Annotated in this window: 14 protein-coding genes and 2 pseudogenes; 11 read left to right on the top strand and 5 right to left on the bottom strand. The window is 60.5% G+C overall.

Features of this window, described 5'->3' with window-relative positions; genetic code table 11:
* The first annotated feature begins 163 nt into the window (after window positions 1-163).
* From BLW08_RS12180 to BLW08_RS12165, 4 genes are all read left to right on the top strand, one after another.
* Window positions 164-1,798 carry a flavin-containing monooxygenase gene (locus BLW08_RS12180; protein ID WP_091325328.1) on the top strand — a complete coding sequence of 545 codons (1,635 nt, stop codon included), beginning with the start codon at window positions 164-166 and terminating at the stop codon, window positions 1,796-1,798.
* Between the two features lie 71 nt (window positions 1,799-1,869).
* A complete protein-coding gene (locus BLW08_RS12175) occupies window positions 1,870-3,240 on the top strand; it encodes an NAD-dependent succinate-semialdehyde dehydrogenase (protein WP_091325326.1) in 1,371 nt (456 codons plus the stop codon).
* 25 nt (window positions 3,241-3,265) lie between these two features.
* Window positions 3,266-4,315 (top strand): 2,3-butanediol dehydrogenase, encoded by a 1,050-nt coding sequence (locus BLW08_RS12170; protein ID WP_090820869.1) that lies wholly within the window; start codon window positions 3,266-3,268, stop codon window positions 4,313-4,315.
* An 88-nt stretch (window positions 4,316-4,403) separates the two neighbouring features.
* Complete coding sequence (locus BLW08_RS12165) at window positions 4,404-5,078, top strand: alpha/beta hydrolase (RefSeq protein WP_254779840.1); 675 nt, start codon at window positions 4,404-4,406, stop codon at window positions 5,076-5,078.
* 89 nt (window positions 5,079-5,167) lie between these two features.
* Here the strand turns inward: BLW08_RS12165 and BLW08_RS12160 are convergent, their stop codons facing one another.
* Together BLW08_RS12160 and BLW08_RS12155 are read right to left on the bottom strand one after the other, a co-directional pair.
* Window positions 5,168-6,268 (bottom strand): NAD(P)-dependent alcohol dehydrogenase, encoded by a 1,101-nt coding sequence (locus tag BLW08_RS12160; protein WP_091325324.1) that lies wholly within the window; start codon window positions 6,266-6,268, stop codon window positions 5,168-5,170.
* Window positions 6,269-6,312: 44 nt separating this feature from the next.
* Window positions 6,313-6,612, bottom strand: a complete 300-nt coding sequence (locus BLW08_RS12155; RefSeq protein ID WP_217639240.1) for a putative antibiotic biosynthesis monooxygenase — start codon at window positions 6,610-6,612, stop codon at window positions 6,313-6,315.
* 84 nt (window positions 6,613-6,696) lie between these two features.
* Here BLW08_RS12155 and BLW08_RS12150 point away from each other — a divergent pair, with 84 nt between their 5' ends.
* Window positions 6,697-7,266, top strand: a complete 570-nt coding sequence (locus tag BLW08_RS12150) for a TetR/AcrR family transcriptional regulator (RefSeq protein WP_091325323.1) — start codon at window positions 6,697-6,699, stop codon at window positions 7,264-7,266.
* Between the two features lie 118 nt (window positions 7,267-7,384).
* Complete coding sequence (locus BLW08_RS12145) at window positions 7,385-8,068, top strand: NADPH-dependent F420 reductase (protein WP_254779839.1); 684 nt, start codon at window positions 7,385-7,387, stop codon at window positions 8,066-8,068.
* Window positions 8,069-8,163: 95 nt separating this feature from the next.
* On the opposite strand, the gene BLW08_RS12140 is transcribed toward BLW08_RS12145, so the two are convergent.
* Complete coding sequence (locus BLW08_RS12140) at window positions 8,164-8,514, bottom strand: IclR family transcriptional regulator domain-containing protein (RefSeq protein ID WP_091325319.1); 351 nt, start codon at window positions 8,512-8,514, stop codon at window positions 8,164-8,166.
* Window positions 8,515-9,102: 588 nt separating this feature from the next.
* Here BLW08_RS12140 and BLW08_RS12130 point away from each other — a divergent pair.
* The 5 genes and pseudogenes from BLW08_RS12130 to BLW08_RS23670 form a co-directional block, all read left to right on the top strand.
* A pseudogene (locus BLW08_RS12130) lies at window positions 9,103-9,513 on the top strand (urocanate hydratase); the annotation flags it as partial.
* Window positions 9,514-9,517: 4 nt separating this feature from the next.
* Window positions 9,518-10,051: an aromatic amino acid lyase gene (locus BLW08_RS12125; protein WP_091325315.1), complete on the top strand. Its 534-nt coding sequence runs from the start codon at window positions 9,518-9,520 to the stop codon at window positions 10,049-10,051.
* An 81-nt stretch (window positions 10,052-10,132) separates the two neighbouring features.
* Window positions 10,133-10,843, top strand: a complete 711-nt coding sequence (locus tag BLW08_RS12120; protein WP_091325313.1) for a hypothetical protein — start codon at window positions 10,133-10,135, stop codon at window positions 10,841-10,843.
* A 191-nt stretch (window positions 10,844-11,034) separates the two neighbouring features.
* Window positions 11,035-11,283 carry a hypothetical protein gene (locus tag BLW08_RS12115; RefSeq protein WP_139244890.1) on the top strand — a complete coding sequence of 83 codons (249 nt, stop codon included), beginning with the start codon at window positions 11,035-11,037 and terminating at the stop codon, window positions 11,281-11,283.
* A 446-nt stretch (window positions 11,284-11,729) separates the two neighbouring features.
* Window positions 11,730-12,809 carry a hypothetical protein gene (locus tag BLW08_RS23670; protein ID WP_139244889.1) on the top strand — a complete coding sequence of 360 codons (1,080 nt, stop codon included), beginning with the start codon at window positions 11,730-11,732 and terminating at the stop codon, window positions 12,807-12,809.
* On the opposite strand, the gene BLW08_RS23665 is transcribed toward BLW08_RS23670, so the two are convergent.
* Complete coding sequence (locus BLW08_RS23665; RefSeq protein ID WP_139244888.1) at window positions 12,728-13,714, bottom strand: NAD-glutamate dehydrogenase domain-containing protein; 987 nt, start codon at window positions 13,712-13,714, stop codon at window positions 12,728-12,730. The genes BLW08_RS23670 and BLW08_RS23665 overlap by 82 nt on opposite strands.
* A gap of 246 nt (window positions 13,715-13,960) precedes the next feature.
* Window positions 13,961-14,479 (bottom strand): annotated as a pseudogene (locus tag BLW08_RS24345) (NAD-glutamate dehydrogenase domain-containing protein); the annotation flags it as partial.
* Window positions 14,480-14,780: the final 301 nt, after the last annotated feature.

Raw genomic sequence — 14,780 nt, 5'->3', positions numbered from 1 at the left:
CTCTAAAGTCTCGGATTATTGCGTTTGGGGTATCAAAACCGCCATTTCGAGCTAATTGGAAGTGTTCCATAGTGAAACACCGGCTACGTCTTCGGCCACCAGAGACTGGTAACTACGAAGTGAATTATCTCACACCGCCCTATTAGTCGGAGGAGCACACATCATGGACAACGTCGTCCCCACCAAAGTCCAGGATCTCGACGCATTGGTCGTCGGAGCAGGATTCGGCGGCATTTACATGCTGCACAAGTTGCGTAACGAGCAAGGCCTCAACGCTGTGGCCATCGATCGTGCAGGAGGCGTCGGCGGGACCTGGTTCTGGAACAAGTACCCGGGCGCCCTGTCCGATTCCGAGAGTTTTGTCTACCAGTATTCCTTTGATCGGGAGCTTTACAAGGACACTCCGTGGAAGACTAAGTTCGTTCCACAGCGCGAAATTCTTGCCTACCTTAACGGCGTAGTGGACCGCTATGCGCTCCGGGAGCACATTCAACTCGAAACAGGCATGACCGAAGCAGAGTTTGACGAGTCCACGGGCACGTGGACAGTTCAGACCGACCGCGGAATCACCTACCGGTCCCGGTTCCTGGTCACCGGACTCGGTCTCCTTTCAGCTACCAACCTGCCAAAGTTTGAGGGAATGGACTCCTTCAAAGGCCGCTTGGTACACACCGGAGCATGGCCCGAGGACCTCGACCTCACCGGCAAGCGCGTAGGCGTGATCGGCAACGGTTCCACGGGCAATCAGGTGATAACCGCCACCGCTCCCGTTGCCGCGCACCTGATCTCTTTCCAGCGGACGCCGCAGTACAGCGTCCCCGCAGGCAATCGTGAACTGAGCGAACAGGAACTGCGAAACCACAAGGATAATTTCGACGCCAACTGGGACCAGGTACGGAACTCCAGCGTAGCCATGGGTTTCGTGGAAAGCAGTGTACCTACCTTCAGCGTCTCCCCCGAAGAACGTGAGCGGATCTACCAGCGGGCTTGGGAGGAGGGCGGCGGATTCAGGTTCATGTTTGAAACCTTCTCAGACATCGCTACGGATCCTGCGGCCAACGAAGAAGCCGCCAAGTTCATCCGCGCTAAGATCGCCGAAATCGTCAAGGACCCCGAAACCCGCCGGCACCTGACCCCCACGGATCTCTACGCGCGGCGGCCTCTGTGCGACTCAGGCTTCTACGAGACGTTCAACCGGCCCAATGTCTCGCTGGTCAATGTCAAGGAGAATCCGATCTCACATGTTACGGAGGAAGGAATCGTCACTGCTGATGGAACACTCCACGAGATCGACGTCCTGATCTGCGCGACGGGTTTTGACGCTGTTGACGGTAACTATGTCCGGGTGAACATCCGGGGCCGTGACGGGGAAAGCCTGAAGGAGCACTGGGCCGATGGGCCCACCAGCTACCTCGGCATGGCCACTAGCGGTTTCCCCAACATGTATATGATTCTGGGCCCCAACGGACCCTTCACCAACTTGCCGCCGTCGATCGAGACGCAGGTGGAGTGGATTGGGCAGACCATCAGCCACATATCCAGCTCCAACATCGGCTGGCTCGACGTCAAGCCCGGTACGGAAACTGACTGGACGGACGTCTGCGCTGATATAGCCGATCAAACGCTCTTCCGCAAGGCAGCTTCCTGGATCTTCGGTGCCAATATCCCGGGCAAGAAGCGGACAGTCATGTTCTACCTGGGCGGCCTGAAGCAGTACCGATCCATCCTCGCCGATGAAGCCTCAAGCGACTACCCGAGCTTCTTGACCGCCGCGGAAGCTCTGGAGCCAGCGGCCTGACCAACTTAAATACAGCGCCCAGGGCGGCTCCCCCGCCCCGGGCGCATCCCTCATCACACGAAGGTTTCACCATGAAGAAATATGCAACAGTGGATCCCACGAGCGGTCAGGTGGTGCAGGAATTCGACACCATGACGGACGCGGATGTGGCTGATGCCTTGGCTCGCTCCGCCACAGCTTACCGGCGTTGGCAGTCCCAGGACCTGACCGAGCGCCGCTCGCTGCTTCAGCGGATCGCGGACCTGCACAGGCAGCACTCCGTGGTGCTGGCAAAACTGATGACGCTTGAGATGGGCAAGCCAATTTCACAGGCCAAAGCCGAAGTGGAATTGTCCGCTTCCATCTATGAGTACTACGCCCGCAATGGTGAGGAGTTACTCGCGGATGAGGAGCTCACCATCGCCGGAGCGGGCCGCGCACTGGTGCGCACGGCTTCGATAGGGCCCCTCCTTGGTGTTATGCCGTGGAATTTTCCGTACTACCAGGTTGCGCGATTTGTGGCGCCAAGCCTTCTCCTGGGAAACACCATCTTGCTCAAGCACGCCAGCAACTGCCCGCAGCAGGCGTTAAGTATTGCCGACCTCATTACAGCAGCAGGCGCCCCGGACGGTCTCTACCAGAATCTCTTTGCCACATCGGCGCAGATCGCCGATGTCATTGCCAGCCCCTTGCTCCAAGGGGTGTCGCTGACCGGGTCCGAGAAAGCAGGAAGCGCAATCGGCGCCCTGGCGGGCCAGTACATGAAGAAATGCGTGCTGGAGCTGGGAGGTTCAGATCCATTACTTGTACTGGCCGCAGCTGACATCAAGAAGGCCGCGAGTGCGGCGGCCTCCGGACGTTTCGGGAACGCCGGGCAGGCTTGCACCTCGTCCAAACGACTCATTGTGGAAGAGTCCGTATGGGATCCGTTTGTTGCTGCCTTCCTTGAAAAAGCAGCCGAATGGCAGGCCGGCGACCCCATGAGCATCGATACGCGCCTCGGACCCATGTCCTCCTATCAAGCACGCACGGAGCTGGCTGAGCAAGTGGACGACGCCATCGCAAAGGGGGCTACGATCCACCAAGGCGGCGTTGTCCCTGACGGCCCCGGCGCCTACTACCCCGCTACTGTCCTGTCGGGCGTGACACCGGATATGCGTGCTTACCGCGAAGAGTTGTTCGGTCCCGTTGCTGTCCTGTACCGGGTGGCATCAGTTGACGAAGCCATCGACTTGGCCAACGACTCCCCCTTCGGGCTTGGAAGCGCGGTATTCACCGAGGACCAGGAATTGGCAGCCGATGCGGCCAACCGCCTTGAAGTGGGCATGGTGGGCATCAACACCACCATCAAGAGTGCACCGGATCTCCCATTCGGCGGCGTCAAGACGTCCGGCATTGGACGCGAGCTTGGCAAGTTCGGACTCAACGAGTTCGCGAACAAGAAACTCGTCCGCATTATCTAGTCACCAATCACGAAAAGGAGCACACATGCGTGCCGCCGTGTATTACGGGAAGAACAAGGTTGCCATAGAAGACGTCGCCGAGCCGTCACCAGGGCCGGGCGAAGTGAAAGTCAAAGTGAGCCGCAATGGCATTTGCGGTACGGATCTCCACGAGTACTACGACGGTCCCATCTTCATTCCACCCACTGAGCCCCATCCCCTGACCCATAAATGCTTGCCACTCACCTTGGGCCATGAATTCTCCGGCGTGATCACCGAAGTGGGTGCCGGCGTGACAGATGTGCGGGAGGGTGACCGTGTGACAATCGAACCGATCTACCGCTGTGGCAAATGCCGTCCCTGCCGGACCGGCCATTACAACCTGTGCAACGTCATCGGCTTCCATGGATTGATGGCCGATGGCGGAATGGCCGAGTACACGGTGGTACCCCGTAACCAGATCCATCATCTGCCTGACAGCATTTCCCTGGAGATGGGCGCTCTGGTGGAACCGCTCTCGGTGGCGTATCACGCAGCAGTGATGGGCGAAGTCAATGATCAAAGCCGGGCTCTGATCTATGGTGCCGGCCCCATCGGCATCGGGCTTTGGTTCGCTCTTCGAGGAATGGGACTGACCGAGATCGACGTCGTGGAGCCGTCAGAGACCCGCCGCAAGTCCATCGAGGCCCTTGGGGCACGCACGCTGGATCCCACCTCGGTGGACATTCCCGGCCTCATTGACGAGAGAACCAAAGGTGACGGCGTTGATGCCGCCTTCGACGCAGCTGGAGTAACGCCAGCGGTGGAGTCGGCCCTCGCATGCCTGGGCGAACGCCGCCCTTTGGTGAGCGTCGCGATTTACGACAAGCCCCTACCTACTCCCTTGATCCAGTTGGTACTGCGTGAACGACGGATCCAGGGAACCATTTGCTACACCAAGGATGACTACAAGGCGGTCATCGACCTCATGGCAAAGGGGCATTACGACACCACCGGTTGGGTGGAGGACGTGCCGCTGAGCCGCGTCGTTGAAGATGGCTTTGAGCAACTCAAAGCCGGACAGAAAATGAAGCTCCTGGTGGACCCCAGCAGCTGATCGGCGCTGGAGAGGGAATACTGGCAAAAGGGTGTTTGTTGAAGATTCAACAAACACCCTTTTCGCATCAAGATCATCAGGAGAGCTCATGAACACGCAAGACGTCATGCCAGCACCGGCCGCCGAATCCATGGCCAGCCCACACGTCACTGCCTCAGCGGGCTCAACCGATCCATCCGCACCGCTGGTGGTGCTGCTCCACGGCAGAGGCTCGAATGAGCGCGAAATTCTTGGCCTGGCAGGGCACCTGCCCGAGGGGCCCGCTTATGTAGCGCTCCGGGCGCCCATCGGCGAAGGCGGGGGCTACGCTTGGTTTGCCAACCGGGGCATCGGCCGGCCCATTGCAGGGTCCCTTGCGGCGGGTATGGAATGGTTCCACCGTTGGCTTGAAGAGATTGCACCCGAAGACCGTCCAGTGCTCGTCATCGGTTTCAGCGGCGGTGCCGCTTTCGCTGGCGGACTGGTCCTCGCAGAACCCCGGCGATTCGCCGGGGCAGCCATTCTTTACGGAACGCTACCCTTTGAAGCCGGCGTGCCAGTGACGCCGGAACGGCTGTCCGGGCTCCCAGTCTTCGTGGCCCAAGGCGATCGCGACGGCGTTATCCCGGCAGAGCTGCTCAGCCGCACCTGGAACTATCTGCTGACAGAGTCCGCAGCCAAAACCCGCTCGCGCCGCGACCCGGGTGGACACCAAATCACCGCCGAGACTGTCGCAGAACTTAGTCATTGGATCCAGGAAGTCACAACAGCCGCAACAGCATAGTGGCACGTCGCGCACGAGAAGACCCGGCCGGTGAATACCGGCCGGGTCCTTTTCGCCCAGCTCAAAACCGGCAGCTCAGAACCGGCAGCTCAGAAGACGATCACTGGCTTGATGGTCTTACCACTCTTGGAGTCGGCAAACCCCCGGTTGATGTCCCCCAACGAATAGTCGCCAACGAGCTTTTCAAACGGGAAGCGTCCTTCCTTCCACAGCTGAATCAGCCGCGGGATAAATACCTGCGGGACAGAGCTGCCCTGGACAACCGTCTTGAATGTCCACCCCTTCACCAGAGACGCTCCAATTTCGAAACTGACTTCAGTGCCGGGCTTGGCAGCACCCACCAGCGCCACAGTTCCGCGGACGCCCAGAGCATCGGCAGCCTGGCGAAGCAATGCCGGAATTCCCGTAGTGTCCACCACATAGTCGACACCCTGACCGGCAGTAATCTCCCGCAGACGATCCGCTACGTTTTCCGTGAGTGAATTGATCACATGCGTGGCACCAAGCTCGCGGGCCAGCTCCAGCCGCGAATCATGGATGTCCACGGCAACGATCGTGGCGCAGTCGGCCACCTTGGCCGCCATGACGGCCGCGCATCCTACAGCCCCGGTACCAAAGACCACCAGCGAGGATCCAATGTCGGGTTGGAGCTCATTGAGCACTGTCCCCGCTCCAGTGTTGATGCCGCAGCCCAGCGGCCCCAAGTGCTCCAAGGGGATGTCTTTATCAACCCGAACGATCGATTCCTCAACCACGTTCGCGTACGTCGCAAAGGATGACTGGCCGAAGAAGTGAGACGAGATGACCTCGCCATCCTTACTCAGTGACGTCTGGCCGTCCATCCGCCGCCCACCAAAGTCGGCGGCCATCAGATTTTCGCAGTAAGCCATTTGCCCGTTGCGGCAGCGTTTGCAGTGTCCGCAGTACGCAGCAGCCAGGACCACATGGTCCCCGGGAACGACGGACACAACGGAGTCACCCACAGCTTCGACTACACCGGCCCCCTCGTGCCCGAGGACTGCAGGGAGGGGCGTGGGGTAGACCCCGTCACGAACCAGTACGTCTGTGTGGCATATTCCGGTGGCAACCAAGCGCACCCTGACTTCATTGTGCCGGAGGCCGTCCAGCTCAAGCTGTTCAATGGTGAAGGGCTTGTCATGCTCACGTGCTACGGCTGCAGTTATCTGCACTGCACTCTCCTATGGTGATGGCCGGGATGCTCCCCGGCGGATTATTAGACGCGGCTGCCCCTGCGGCGCCTCGCAGCCCGGGTCATGCGGGCATGGAAGGACAAGAGCCGGGGTACAGCAAAGTAGACCGCCGTGGGGACCACCACAAGGGTCAAAACGAAAGCCCGTAAAACCGGTGGCCAAGCAGGAGCCAGGTCACCGAGCGCACTCATGCCCAGCGCTGCAAGCGGAAATATTGCCAGCCACGTAATGATTGCCCGGACATGGACTGAAGCCAGCCCCGGCGTGCGGTGGTGGTGGGCATCCATCTCGTCCGCTGCCAACGCTTTGCCATCGTGCTCCATGTAATCTCCAAACTTTCACTTGGAATTGATGCTAGACCCACAGAGTCGCAACTGCAAAAAAACGTTTGGAGTTAGGATGGGCACATGGCTTGGGACACGGACGCAACTAAGGCGAAGCTACTGAACGCCGCCATCTCGGAATTCTCAGAGCGGGGATTCTCCGGTGGGCGCGTGCAAGAGATCTCAAAAAAGTCCGGAACCAACCCTGAACGCATCTACTTCTACTTCGGCAACAAGGCCAAGCTCTTCGAAGCGGCCCTCACCCACGAACTGACAACGGCGTTGGAGGACCTGCCGATCAACGGCCAGGGCCCGATCGCCGTCGCGGATTTCGCTGGTCGATATTTCGACTTTGCCGTCAACCACCCAAGCCTGGCCCGCTTGACGTCCTGGGAGGGGCTGGAGCGGAGCTCTCCCGTAGGCGCCAGGGTGCGCGCCCTGCAGGCAGCAAACAAAGTTACAGAAATACAAGCCGCACTCCCCGGCGCGACTGTTACCCAGGCGGAGGATCTCCTCCTTTCGATAGTGACCCTGTGCCACGCCTGGGTTTCCAGCCCCAACATCCACGAGGTAATTACCGGGCAGCTTGATCTGGAACGCAGGCGCCGGACCATCGTGAGGCACACCGAACTCATGGCTGGCGACACGCCTTAGCTGGACCTCAACCCCAGACTTGGGGCCACCCCTCAAAAGAAACTACTTGACGCTTCAACCATAATCATCTATATTTAGTTGTAGCTTCAACCATTGATTCCCAGTAGAGCAGAATCCCATGAAAAATTTCCTCGCCCGCATATTCGGAAAGAAGACTCCCATGACCAACCTCACCATCATCGGAAACGGCAACATGGCACGTGGCATCGCTACCCGCGCCCTTGCAGGCGGCCTCACGGTCGAGATCCTCGGACAAGATGTCCTCAAGGCCCAGGAACTCGCTGCTGATCTGGGCGCAGGCGTCGCCGCTGGCTCTACTGCCACTGCCCCGCAAGGAGCAATCGTCGTTCTTGCCGTTCCGTTCGAGGCAGCCAAGTCGATCGTCACTGCCTATGGCGACGCGCTGGCCGGCAAGACGATCATCGACATCACCAATCCGGTGAACTTCGAAACCTTCGATTCGCTCGTTGTCGAACCCGGCACGTCAGCCGCAGAGGAAATCGCTCAGCTCGCTCCCGTGGGCGCCAACGTCGTCAAGGCCTTCAACACGACCTTTGCCGGCACCCTGATTGCCGGCGAGTCCGGTGGCAAGCCGCTGGACGTCTTCATCGCAGGCGATAACGCAGAAGCCACCACCGCCGTCAGCACCTTCGTCAGCGCCGCCGGCATGCGCCCCTTGGTGGTCGGCCCCCTGAAGCGGGCTCGTGAGCTCGAGGGCTTCCAGTTCGTGCTGATGACCATGCAGGCCAACCCGGAGTTTGAGGACTTCAACTGGGACACCGGACTGCTGGTCACCCAGTAGCACTCAGCGCAAAACAGAAGCGGACGACGGCGGGTAAGCACCCGCCGTCGTCCGCTCTTGTTTGTAAGGAAGTACCTAAGTGCCCGGCAAGGACCTCAGCTCAAGTCAGACAATGCGCTGGCCGTAGCCTGGAGTTCACTAACCAATTCCTTCACACGCCCTTGGGCCAGCCTTTCGCTCGGCGCTGCTACCGCCAAGGCATAGCTTGGCCGCGACTTGGATTCAACCAGGACAGCCACCCCACTGATACCGGGTTCACCCTCACCAAAGTTTGTGGCATAGCCACGCTTGGCCGTCTTTCGCAGGTGAACCTGAAGTTCGTCCCTGGTTGCGATGCTCTTGGCGTTCGCCTGAACCAGTTCTTCTGAAGGATACGTTTCCAGCAGTTTGTCCTCGGGAAGCTGGGCGAGCAGGAGCTTGCCGCCGGGATTGCGGTGGTCCGGCATGCGAGGGCTGAGCGTCGTGGCTGGTCGGTGGGGTGTGTGGGCCTCGCTGGCGTCGTGTTCCCGGAGCTGCTGTGCCTGCAGGATGGTGGGGCTGTCCGTTTTGCTGTGGTGTTCGCTCAGCTGTTCGCGGTTGGTTCGCTGTCCTCTCTGGCGTGTTTCCTTGGGGTGGCGTGGTTGCGTACTGGGGCTGAGGTGGGTCCGGGGTTGTTCACCCCGGGTGTTTGGGTTTTGCTGGCCCGTCTGGTTCAGGTGATGGTTGGTTTGCAGTCGGTGGGCGGTGGGGTGTTCGACTGCGGGGGCTTGCTCTGTGTCGGGGCGCGGGAGGTCGGGTCTCTCTTTGCGTTTGCGTTGGCGGGTTTCGTCCTTGGCTATTTCCTTGCTGTGTTCTGTGGGGGCCTTTGGCTGTTTCGTTTGGTTGGTCTGTCGGGGGCTTCGTTGTTGTTCTTCTTGACTGATGCCGGGTTTCAGGAGGTTTTCGGGGTGCAGGGGCCCCTTCTCCCGTTGCTGGGCGTTGGGGGGGGGCGTGTGTATTTTGCAGGCGTTCGGTCGCGTCTTTGGTGGCTTGGGTAGGGTTTCCGCGCTTGGGCCGGGTTGTTTTTTCCTCCTGTCGTGAAGGTTTGTTTTGTCGAGGCTCTTTTTGTGATCGGTTGTGACCGCCTGTGCTGGGGTTTGGTTGTTTGGTCGTACCGGGGGGGTGAGGTCATGGCGGATTGTTGTGATGCGATTGCTGCTTGGGTTTTTCTCAACGGTGTGATCGACCGGTCCTTGGGTGCTCCGTTGGTGTCCCTCCGTCACGGCGGCGGTGTGTTTCTGGTCTTTTCCCTGCTGGCCTTGGCTGTCTCCGTGTGTGGCGGCGGCGACGTTGGCGTTGATCTTCTTGGCCGGCTGTTTCGGCTCGCCGTCGGTCTGGGGGTTGTTCGCGCCTTCGGCGCTGGCTGCGGCCGCGCTGTCGCGGTCGGCTCCGCTGGTGGTGTTGTCCTCTCTTTGATCGGGGAGTGAGCGCATGGGCCTGGTATTGACGGGTGCTCTGACCTTCGCCCTTGGCTCCTGTGGTGTCCGCCGTTTCGCTGTCGTGGCTGTTTTTTGCCACGGCGGGGTGGTGTGGATCTTCGTGGCTGGGTTGTCTGCTGTTGCCGCGTTTGGTGTGTTCGTTGTCGATCTGGCTACGCGCTCTGTCCGTTCCTCCGTCGTTTCCGCTTGCTTCGGCGTGCTGGTCACTCTGTGGGTCGGTGCCTGGCTCGGCGGGGCGGTGCAGGCGTCGCTGGTCGGCAGGGTTTCTGCCGGTGTTTGCCTGGTCGTTGCGGTGGAGTTGGTCGGCGGCTTCTTTTTCTTCCGTGGCATGTTTCTTGTGTCGGGGCGCCCGGGGGTCCGTCCCGTGGTTTTTCAGGCCGTGGTGTCTGTCCTTGGCGCGGGGTTCGCCGCGTTGGTCGGCGAGTTCGTTTTGCTCGGTTGCTCTGGCGCTCTGGCGGTTTTGTCCCACTTCGCGGTGGTCCTTGTGGGGGCGGGGGCAGCGGGCGGTGCCGGTGGCTCGCTGTAGGTTCTTGTTGGCGTGCCGCTGGTTGCTGAGCTTGTTGCGGAGCAGGGCCTCGTGCCGGTCGCCGTCGTCGCGGAGTAGTGCTTGGCTGTGGTTGGCGGCGTCGGGTTCGTGTTCGGTATGGTGCTGATTGTCCTTGCGGTGGTTCGGTTTTTGCTTTTGGCGGGGGTGGTCAGCGCGGTTGTGCGGTTCGATGTTGTGCTGTGCCCCGCCCCGGTGTTCCTGCCTGCGGTTCCCGTGGGCGTGCTTCTCGCGGCGTTCCGGGCCGGCGGCGTTGGTGGCTTGCTCCTGGTGGTGTCTCCTTCGGCGGTCGTGGCATCGCTGCGGGTCTACGTCGCCGAGGTGGGGGTCGCTTGGTTCCTGCTTTGGTCCCCTCTGGTTGCCGGTGCTGTCGGCGATATCTTGGAGCACGTGGTGCTGGTTGTTTGTGGCGGGGTCGTGTTCGGGGTCGAGTACGCGGTGGTCCTCCTTGGGGGCCGTGTTTTTTGTCTTGGCCAGTTCCATTTGGGTGCCGTGGCCTGCGTCGTGTCGTTCCTGGCCGTTGCCGTGGCTGCCGTGTGCTCCGTGGCCTGGGTCCGGCCGGTTCGCTTGCTGGTGCCGGGCTGTTTGTGGGTCCTTCCGGCGTTCCTCGCCGGCGATGCTGGTGTGGGCTCCTGTTTGGTGCTTTCGCCGTCCGCTCCGGGGGGGCTGTTTTCGTCCTCTGGGGGGTTGTCTGTTTGGGCTTCTTTGTATTCCGTCTCGTTTTCCGCTCTGCCGGCAGTCTCCTTGTTCCTGGGGTTGCCCGCTGTGCGGTAGGTGCGGCAGTCGGTGGTGACTTTGGGCTTGGTGCTTGCCTTTGGGCTTGTTATTTGCGCTTTCTGCATTGCCTTGTGGACGGGGATTTGGGCCGGTGGTTTCTGCCGGGGTGGGGCGTGGCCGGCGGTGTTTGATGTGGTTTGCGCGGTGGTTTGGGGCTCGGGGGGTGTGCGGTTGTTGTCGGCGTCATTGTGGGCGTCTTGCTGGTTGTTTTGGTGGGGGTCGGTCGTGGCGGCTTCCTGGTTCGCCGTCTGGGTTTTTTGCTGGTGTCGGCTCTGGCGCTGCTTTGGTTGTGGTTTTTGTTCGTGCTGGTTTTTTTTTTGTTCGTGAGTCTGGGGGTCGTGGCGGGTGTCGTCGGCCTTTTGGTGTTTGTTGTGTCCCCGCCACTGGTTTTGTGTGGTTGGTGTTTCCTCGTTGCTGCTTTCTCTGGCCAATGGTGAACATCGGGTGTTGGGTTGACGTTCCTTGTCGTGCCGGTGGTGAGTCTTGTGTTGGGGGTGTTCTCCCTTGTCTCCGGTTTTCGCTTGGCCGCCGTTGTTGGTTGGCTGGACGGTGGGTGTGTTCGAGTTGGCCGGGGTCTTGGCTTCCGGTCGTGTGTGGTCCATTTCCGGTATGGGCTCCGTAGTGTGGTTTTTGCAGTTGTGGCCGTGCTTGCCCGCGGTGTGGCCTTCGCTTTTGCTGGTGTTGTGCTTGTTGAGTGTGTGTTGGGCTTGGGTGGCGTTTGCGCATAGGTCCTTGTTGCCATCCAGCGGTGGTCGTTTCCTTCTTTGGGTGGTTTCTTGGTCTGTTGAGGCGTCCTTTTTTTTGTCGTTTCTGCGGGGGTATATGTTGGTTGTCTCCTGGCTGGCGGGCTTCTTGGGTCTTCCTGAAGGGCTTGGATTGTTCGGTGGCGTTGGTGTCGGTGCTTGGTTGGTGGCGCGTCATCAGATTTCCGCGTGTCGCTTTTGCTGTTGCTTTTTGTCTGCTGGTCTTGGGGGCGCTGTTGCTTGTGTCGTTGATCTGGTCTGTCTTGGCCCCGTTCGGTCGTCTTTCGCGTTGTGTGGTCGTTGCTTTTTTCCTTGGGGGCTTCCTGTTTTGTTTTGGCTGCGAGGGCGTCGGCTCCGTCATCTTCTGTGCGGCGTTGGTCTTTGTCGGGTGGGTGTTTGGTGTGTGTTTTGTGTGTGTTGGTCTTGCTTTGGTGGGGGGCGGTTTGATTGGCGCCGTGAGCGGTTTCGTGTGTGGGGTCTTTGGCTTGATTGTGTTTTGGCTGGTGTCGTTGCTGCGGGCTTTTTGTTCTCTTTTTCTGTGGTTGCTCTTTGTGGTTCGTTCCGGGGGCTGGCTGGCCGAGGTTGTTGTCGTGGTGGTGTTCGTGGGTATTGCCTTGTTCCTGTGGTTGGCTCGGGGCTACGTGTTCTGCCGTAGTGCTGTGGTGTCTGCCGATTCGGCGTGGGTGTTGGGCGGTTGCGTGGTGGTGTTTTTCCTCCGTGGTCTTGTGGCGATCCTTTTTAGCCCGGTGATTTCGTTCTCTGCGGTTGCCTCCGCGTGTTTGTGGATTTTTTTCTCGATGGTTGGATTTTTCGGGGTTGGGTTGGTGCCTGGCAGTTCCGAGTGGGGTTTTCTGATTGCGTGTGGCCGTCCCGCGGTGTCTTTGTGGTGGATGTGGTTCTTGGCGTGGGTTGGGTTGATCCTCTTCGGGTGTGCTTTGTATTTTGTGGGCGTTGGGGTGATCGGCTGGTCGCGCCGCTCGTGGGGTTCGGGGCCGGGTTTGTCGCGGTTCTCGTGTGTGGCGTCCGCGGGCTGTTCCGGGTCCGTGAGGGGTCGGATGTCCCGGTCCTTGGTTGCTTCTTGTTCGTTGTGGGTGGTGGCGGGGTGCTGGGCGTTTTCGTGGGTTCCGGCGTTGGGGTGTCATTTCTTTCGCTTCGCGTGGTTGGCGTGTGCTCCCGCGGCTTCTGGCGCGGTGGTGTCTTGCTTGTGGTGGACGGTGTAGGTATTTCCGCCTGTGTTGATCATGTCGTTGGCTCCGTGGGTGGCCAGGTTCTGGGGGCGGTGTTGCTGTGTTGAGAGGTGTTGGTCGACCCTTTCGTGACCCTTGTGTGGCAGGTTGCGGCGGCTGGTTTGGTGGGCGTGAGGATCGTCGGGGCGTCGGCCCGCGGTCTTGTCGTTGGGTCGTTCGATTTTGTCGTAGTCGGCGAGCCCGGGCAGCTCGTGCGTGGTTATTCCTTTCCGTTTTCGGGCGGGGTGGTGTAGTTGGTGGTTGTTGGTTTGGCCTTGGTGGTTCGGGTCTCGTTCTTTGTCGTTTTTGAGCCCGTCCCTGGTCTTTTCGTGGCTGTGGCTCGCTTCCTCGTCGACCTTGTTGTGGGTGTGCCCGCTGACGTTCTGGTTGTGATTTGTTTTCTGGCCCATGCTCTCGGCGTCGTCGTGGAGTTTGTTTCGGATGTGGTTGTGTTGCGTTGGGGGCGTGTTGTCGGCCGGGCTCCTGCGGTGGAGTTCTTTGTTGATGTTCACCTCGTGTTCTGGGCGCTGCTCTTCTGCGGCATTGTGGTTTGCGTGGGTCTTACGCGGTGTTGCGTTGGGCGCGGTTTGGATTCTCCCGCGTTGGGTGATGCTTTGGTTTCGGTCCTGGGGAGTTCTTTGGGTTCGGCTCTGTTTGGTTTTCCGTCGGATGGGGTGGTTGTCTTTGTGTGGTGGGTGGGCGTGGTTCTGGGCGGTCGCCTTTCGGTCGGTGCCTATTCCGCCTTTGTGCTGCGGATCCGGGGGGGCTCTTGGTTGCGGGCGACGATGTTGGGGTGGGCTCCTGGTGCCGTTGGGTTTGGGCTGCGTCCGTTGTTCTCCCCCTGGTGTTTGCGTCTTCTGTTGGGTGCGTTTGCTGGCTTTTTCGGTTCGGGGCCATATTTGGTGAGCCGTTGTGGGTTTTTCCGGGTTTTAGTGTGGCCGGGCTGCGGGGGGGCGTTTGCGGCGTGGTTCGGGTTGTGGGATTGCCTGGGTGGGTTGCGGTGTGGGTTCCGGGGGGATTTGGTGGTGGTCGACTGCGGCGGTTTGGTTTTTGTGGTGGGATTGGCGTCTCGCCTTGCGTCATCCTTCTGGGTTCGTGTCCCGGCTGGTTGGCCGTGTGGACTCGTCTGCCCGTGCTTGGCTTCTTCAGTGACTTGCGTGGTGGCGCTGGGATTGCCTCTTTCCTCGTGCGGTGCTGCCTCTCTGTTTTTGGTTATATGGCGGTGCGGGTCCTGGTGCTGTGTCTTGGGCGGGTTGTGGGCTGTGGTCGGGCGGTTGCTGTTTTGCGATGTCGGCGCCGGCGTTGGTTCCCTTGTTTGCGGGGCGCCTCAGGTGTTGCTGGTCTCCCTCGTGCTGTCCGGGCGGTGGGGTTGCCGGGGGGCGGTTGGTGCTTGCTCGGTGGGGGTCCGGGCTGCGTTTTTGCGTGTCGTTGCGCCGTGTGTGGATGCTCGTGTGGTGGGTTTCCTGGGCTTCTGCTGGCCGTTGCTTGCGGTCCTCTGGTGGCTTGGGGCGTCGTTTGGGGCTGACGCGGCCCTTGGCCCCCGTTGGGCCCCTCACGGCCTTCTTGGCGGTCTGCGCTTTCCCCTTTCCGTGTCTTTGCGTTCGGAGGTCTTGGCGCGTTTGCGGCCGTCGGAGTCGCGCTCTGGCTTTTGGCCTGCACCGCCGGTGCGTGGCTTCCTCGGGTGTCGGCTCGTGCTTGGTTTTCTGTCGGGTGGGGGGCGGCGGCGCTGCCGGTCTGTTGGGCGTGTTGGGTTTGGGATTGGTGCACGGCTTTTTCGGTTAGCGTTTGGTGGGCTGTGTTGGTTTCCGCATGCTCGGGCGGGTCGGGCGGCTCTTGTGTGGGTCCAGGTCTGGGATTTCCTCGGTGGCTGGGGGCAGGCTTGCGTGTGCGGGGTTGATCGGTTGCGTTCGATGTTTGCGTTCGCTTGTGGTTTTTTCGGAGCGGTCGCCGCTTGCGTTGTGCTGG

The organism is Arthrobacter sp. cf158 (assembly GCF_900106835.1).
GTDB lineage: Bacteria > Actinomycetota > Actinomycetes > Actinomycetales > Micrococcaceae > Arthrobacter.
Note: the sequence above shows the minus strand (reverse complement) of the source record. Positions and strands in the feature narration are given on the sequence as shown.

Bases quoted from the DNA above. Each gene is read 5' to 3' on its own strand.
- BLW08_RS12155 (WP_217639240.1), bottom strand. From the start codon at position 6,612: ATGGAGCACGATGGCAAAGCGTTGGCAGCGGACGAGATGGATGCCCAC.
- BLW08_RS12125 (WP_091325315.1), top strand. From the start codon at position 9,518: ATGGGCCTGGTATTGACGGGTGCTCTGACCTTCGCCCTTGGCTCCTGT.
- BLW08_RS12145 (WP_254779839.1), top strand. From the start codon at position 7,385: ATGAAAAATTTCCTCGCCCGCATATTCGGAAAGAAGACTCCCATGACC.
- BLW08_RS12150 (WP_091325323.1), top strand. From the start codon at position 6,697: ATGGCTTGGGACACGGACGCAACTAAGGCGAAGCTACTGAACGCCGCC.
- BLW08_RS12170 (WP_090820869.1), top strand. From the start codon at position 3,266: ATGCGTGCCGCCGTGTATTACGGGAAGAACAAGGTTGCCATAGAAGAC.
- BLW08_RS12165 (WP_254779840.1), top strand. From the start codon at position 4,404: ATGAACACGCAAGACGTCATGCCAGCACCGGCCGCCGAATCCATGGCC.
- BLW08_RS12175 (WP_091325326.1), top strand. From the start codon at position 1,870: ATGAAGAAATATGCAACAGTGGATCCCACGAGCGGTCAGGTGGTGCAG.
- BLW08_RS12140 (WP_091325319.1), bottom strand. From the start codon at position 8,514: ATGCCGGACCACCGCAATCCCGGCGGCAAGCTCCTGCTCGCCCAGCTT.
- BLW08_RS12180 (WP_091325328.1), top strand. From the start codon at position 164: ATGGACAACGTCGTCCCCACCAAAGTCCAGGATCTCGACGCATTGGTC.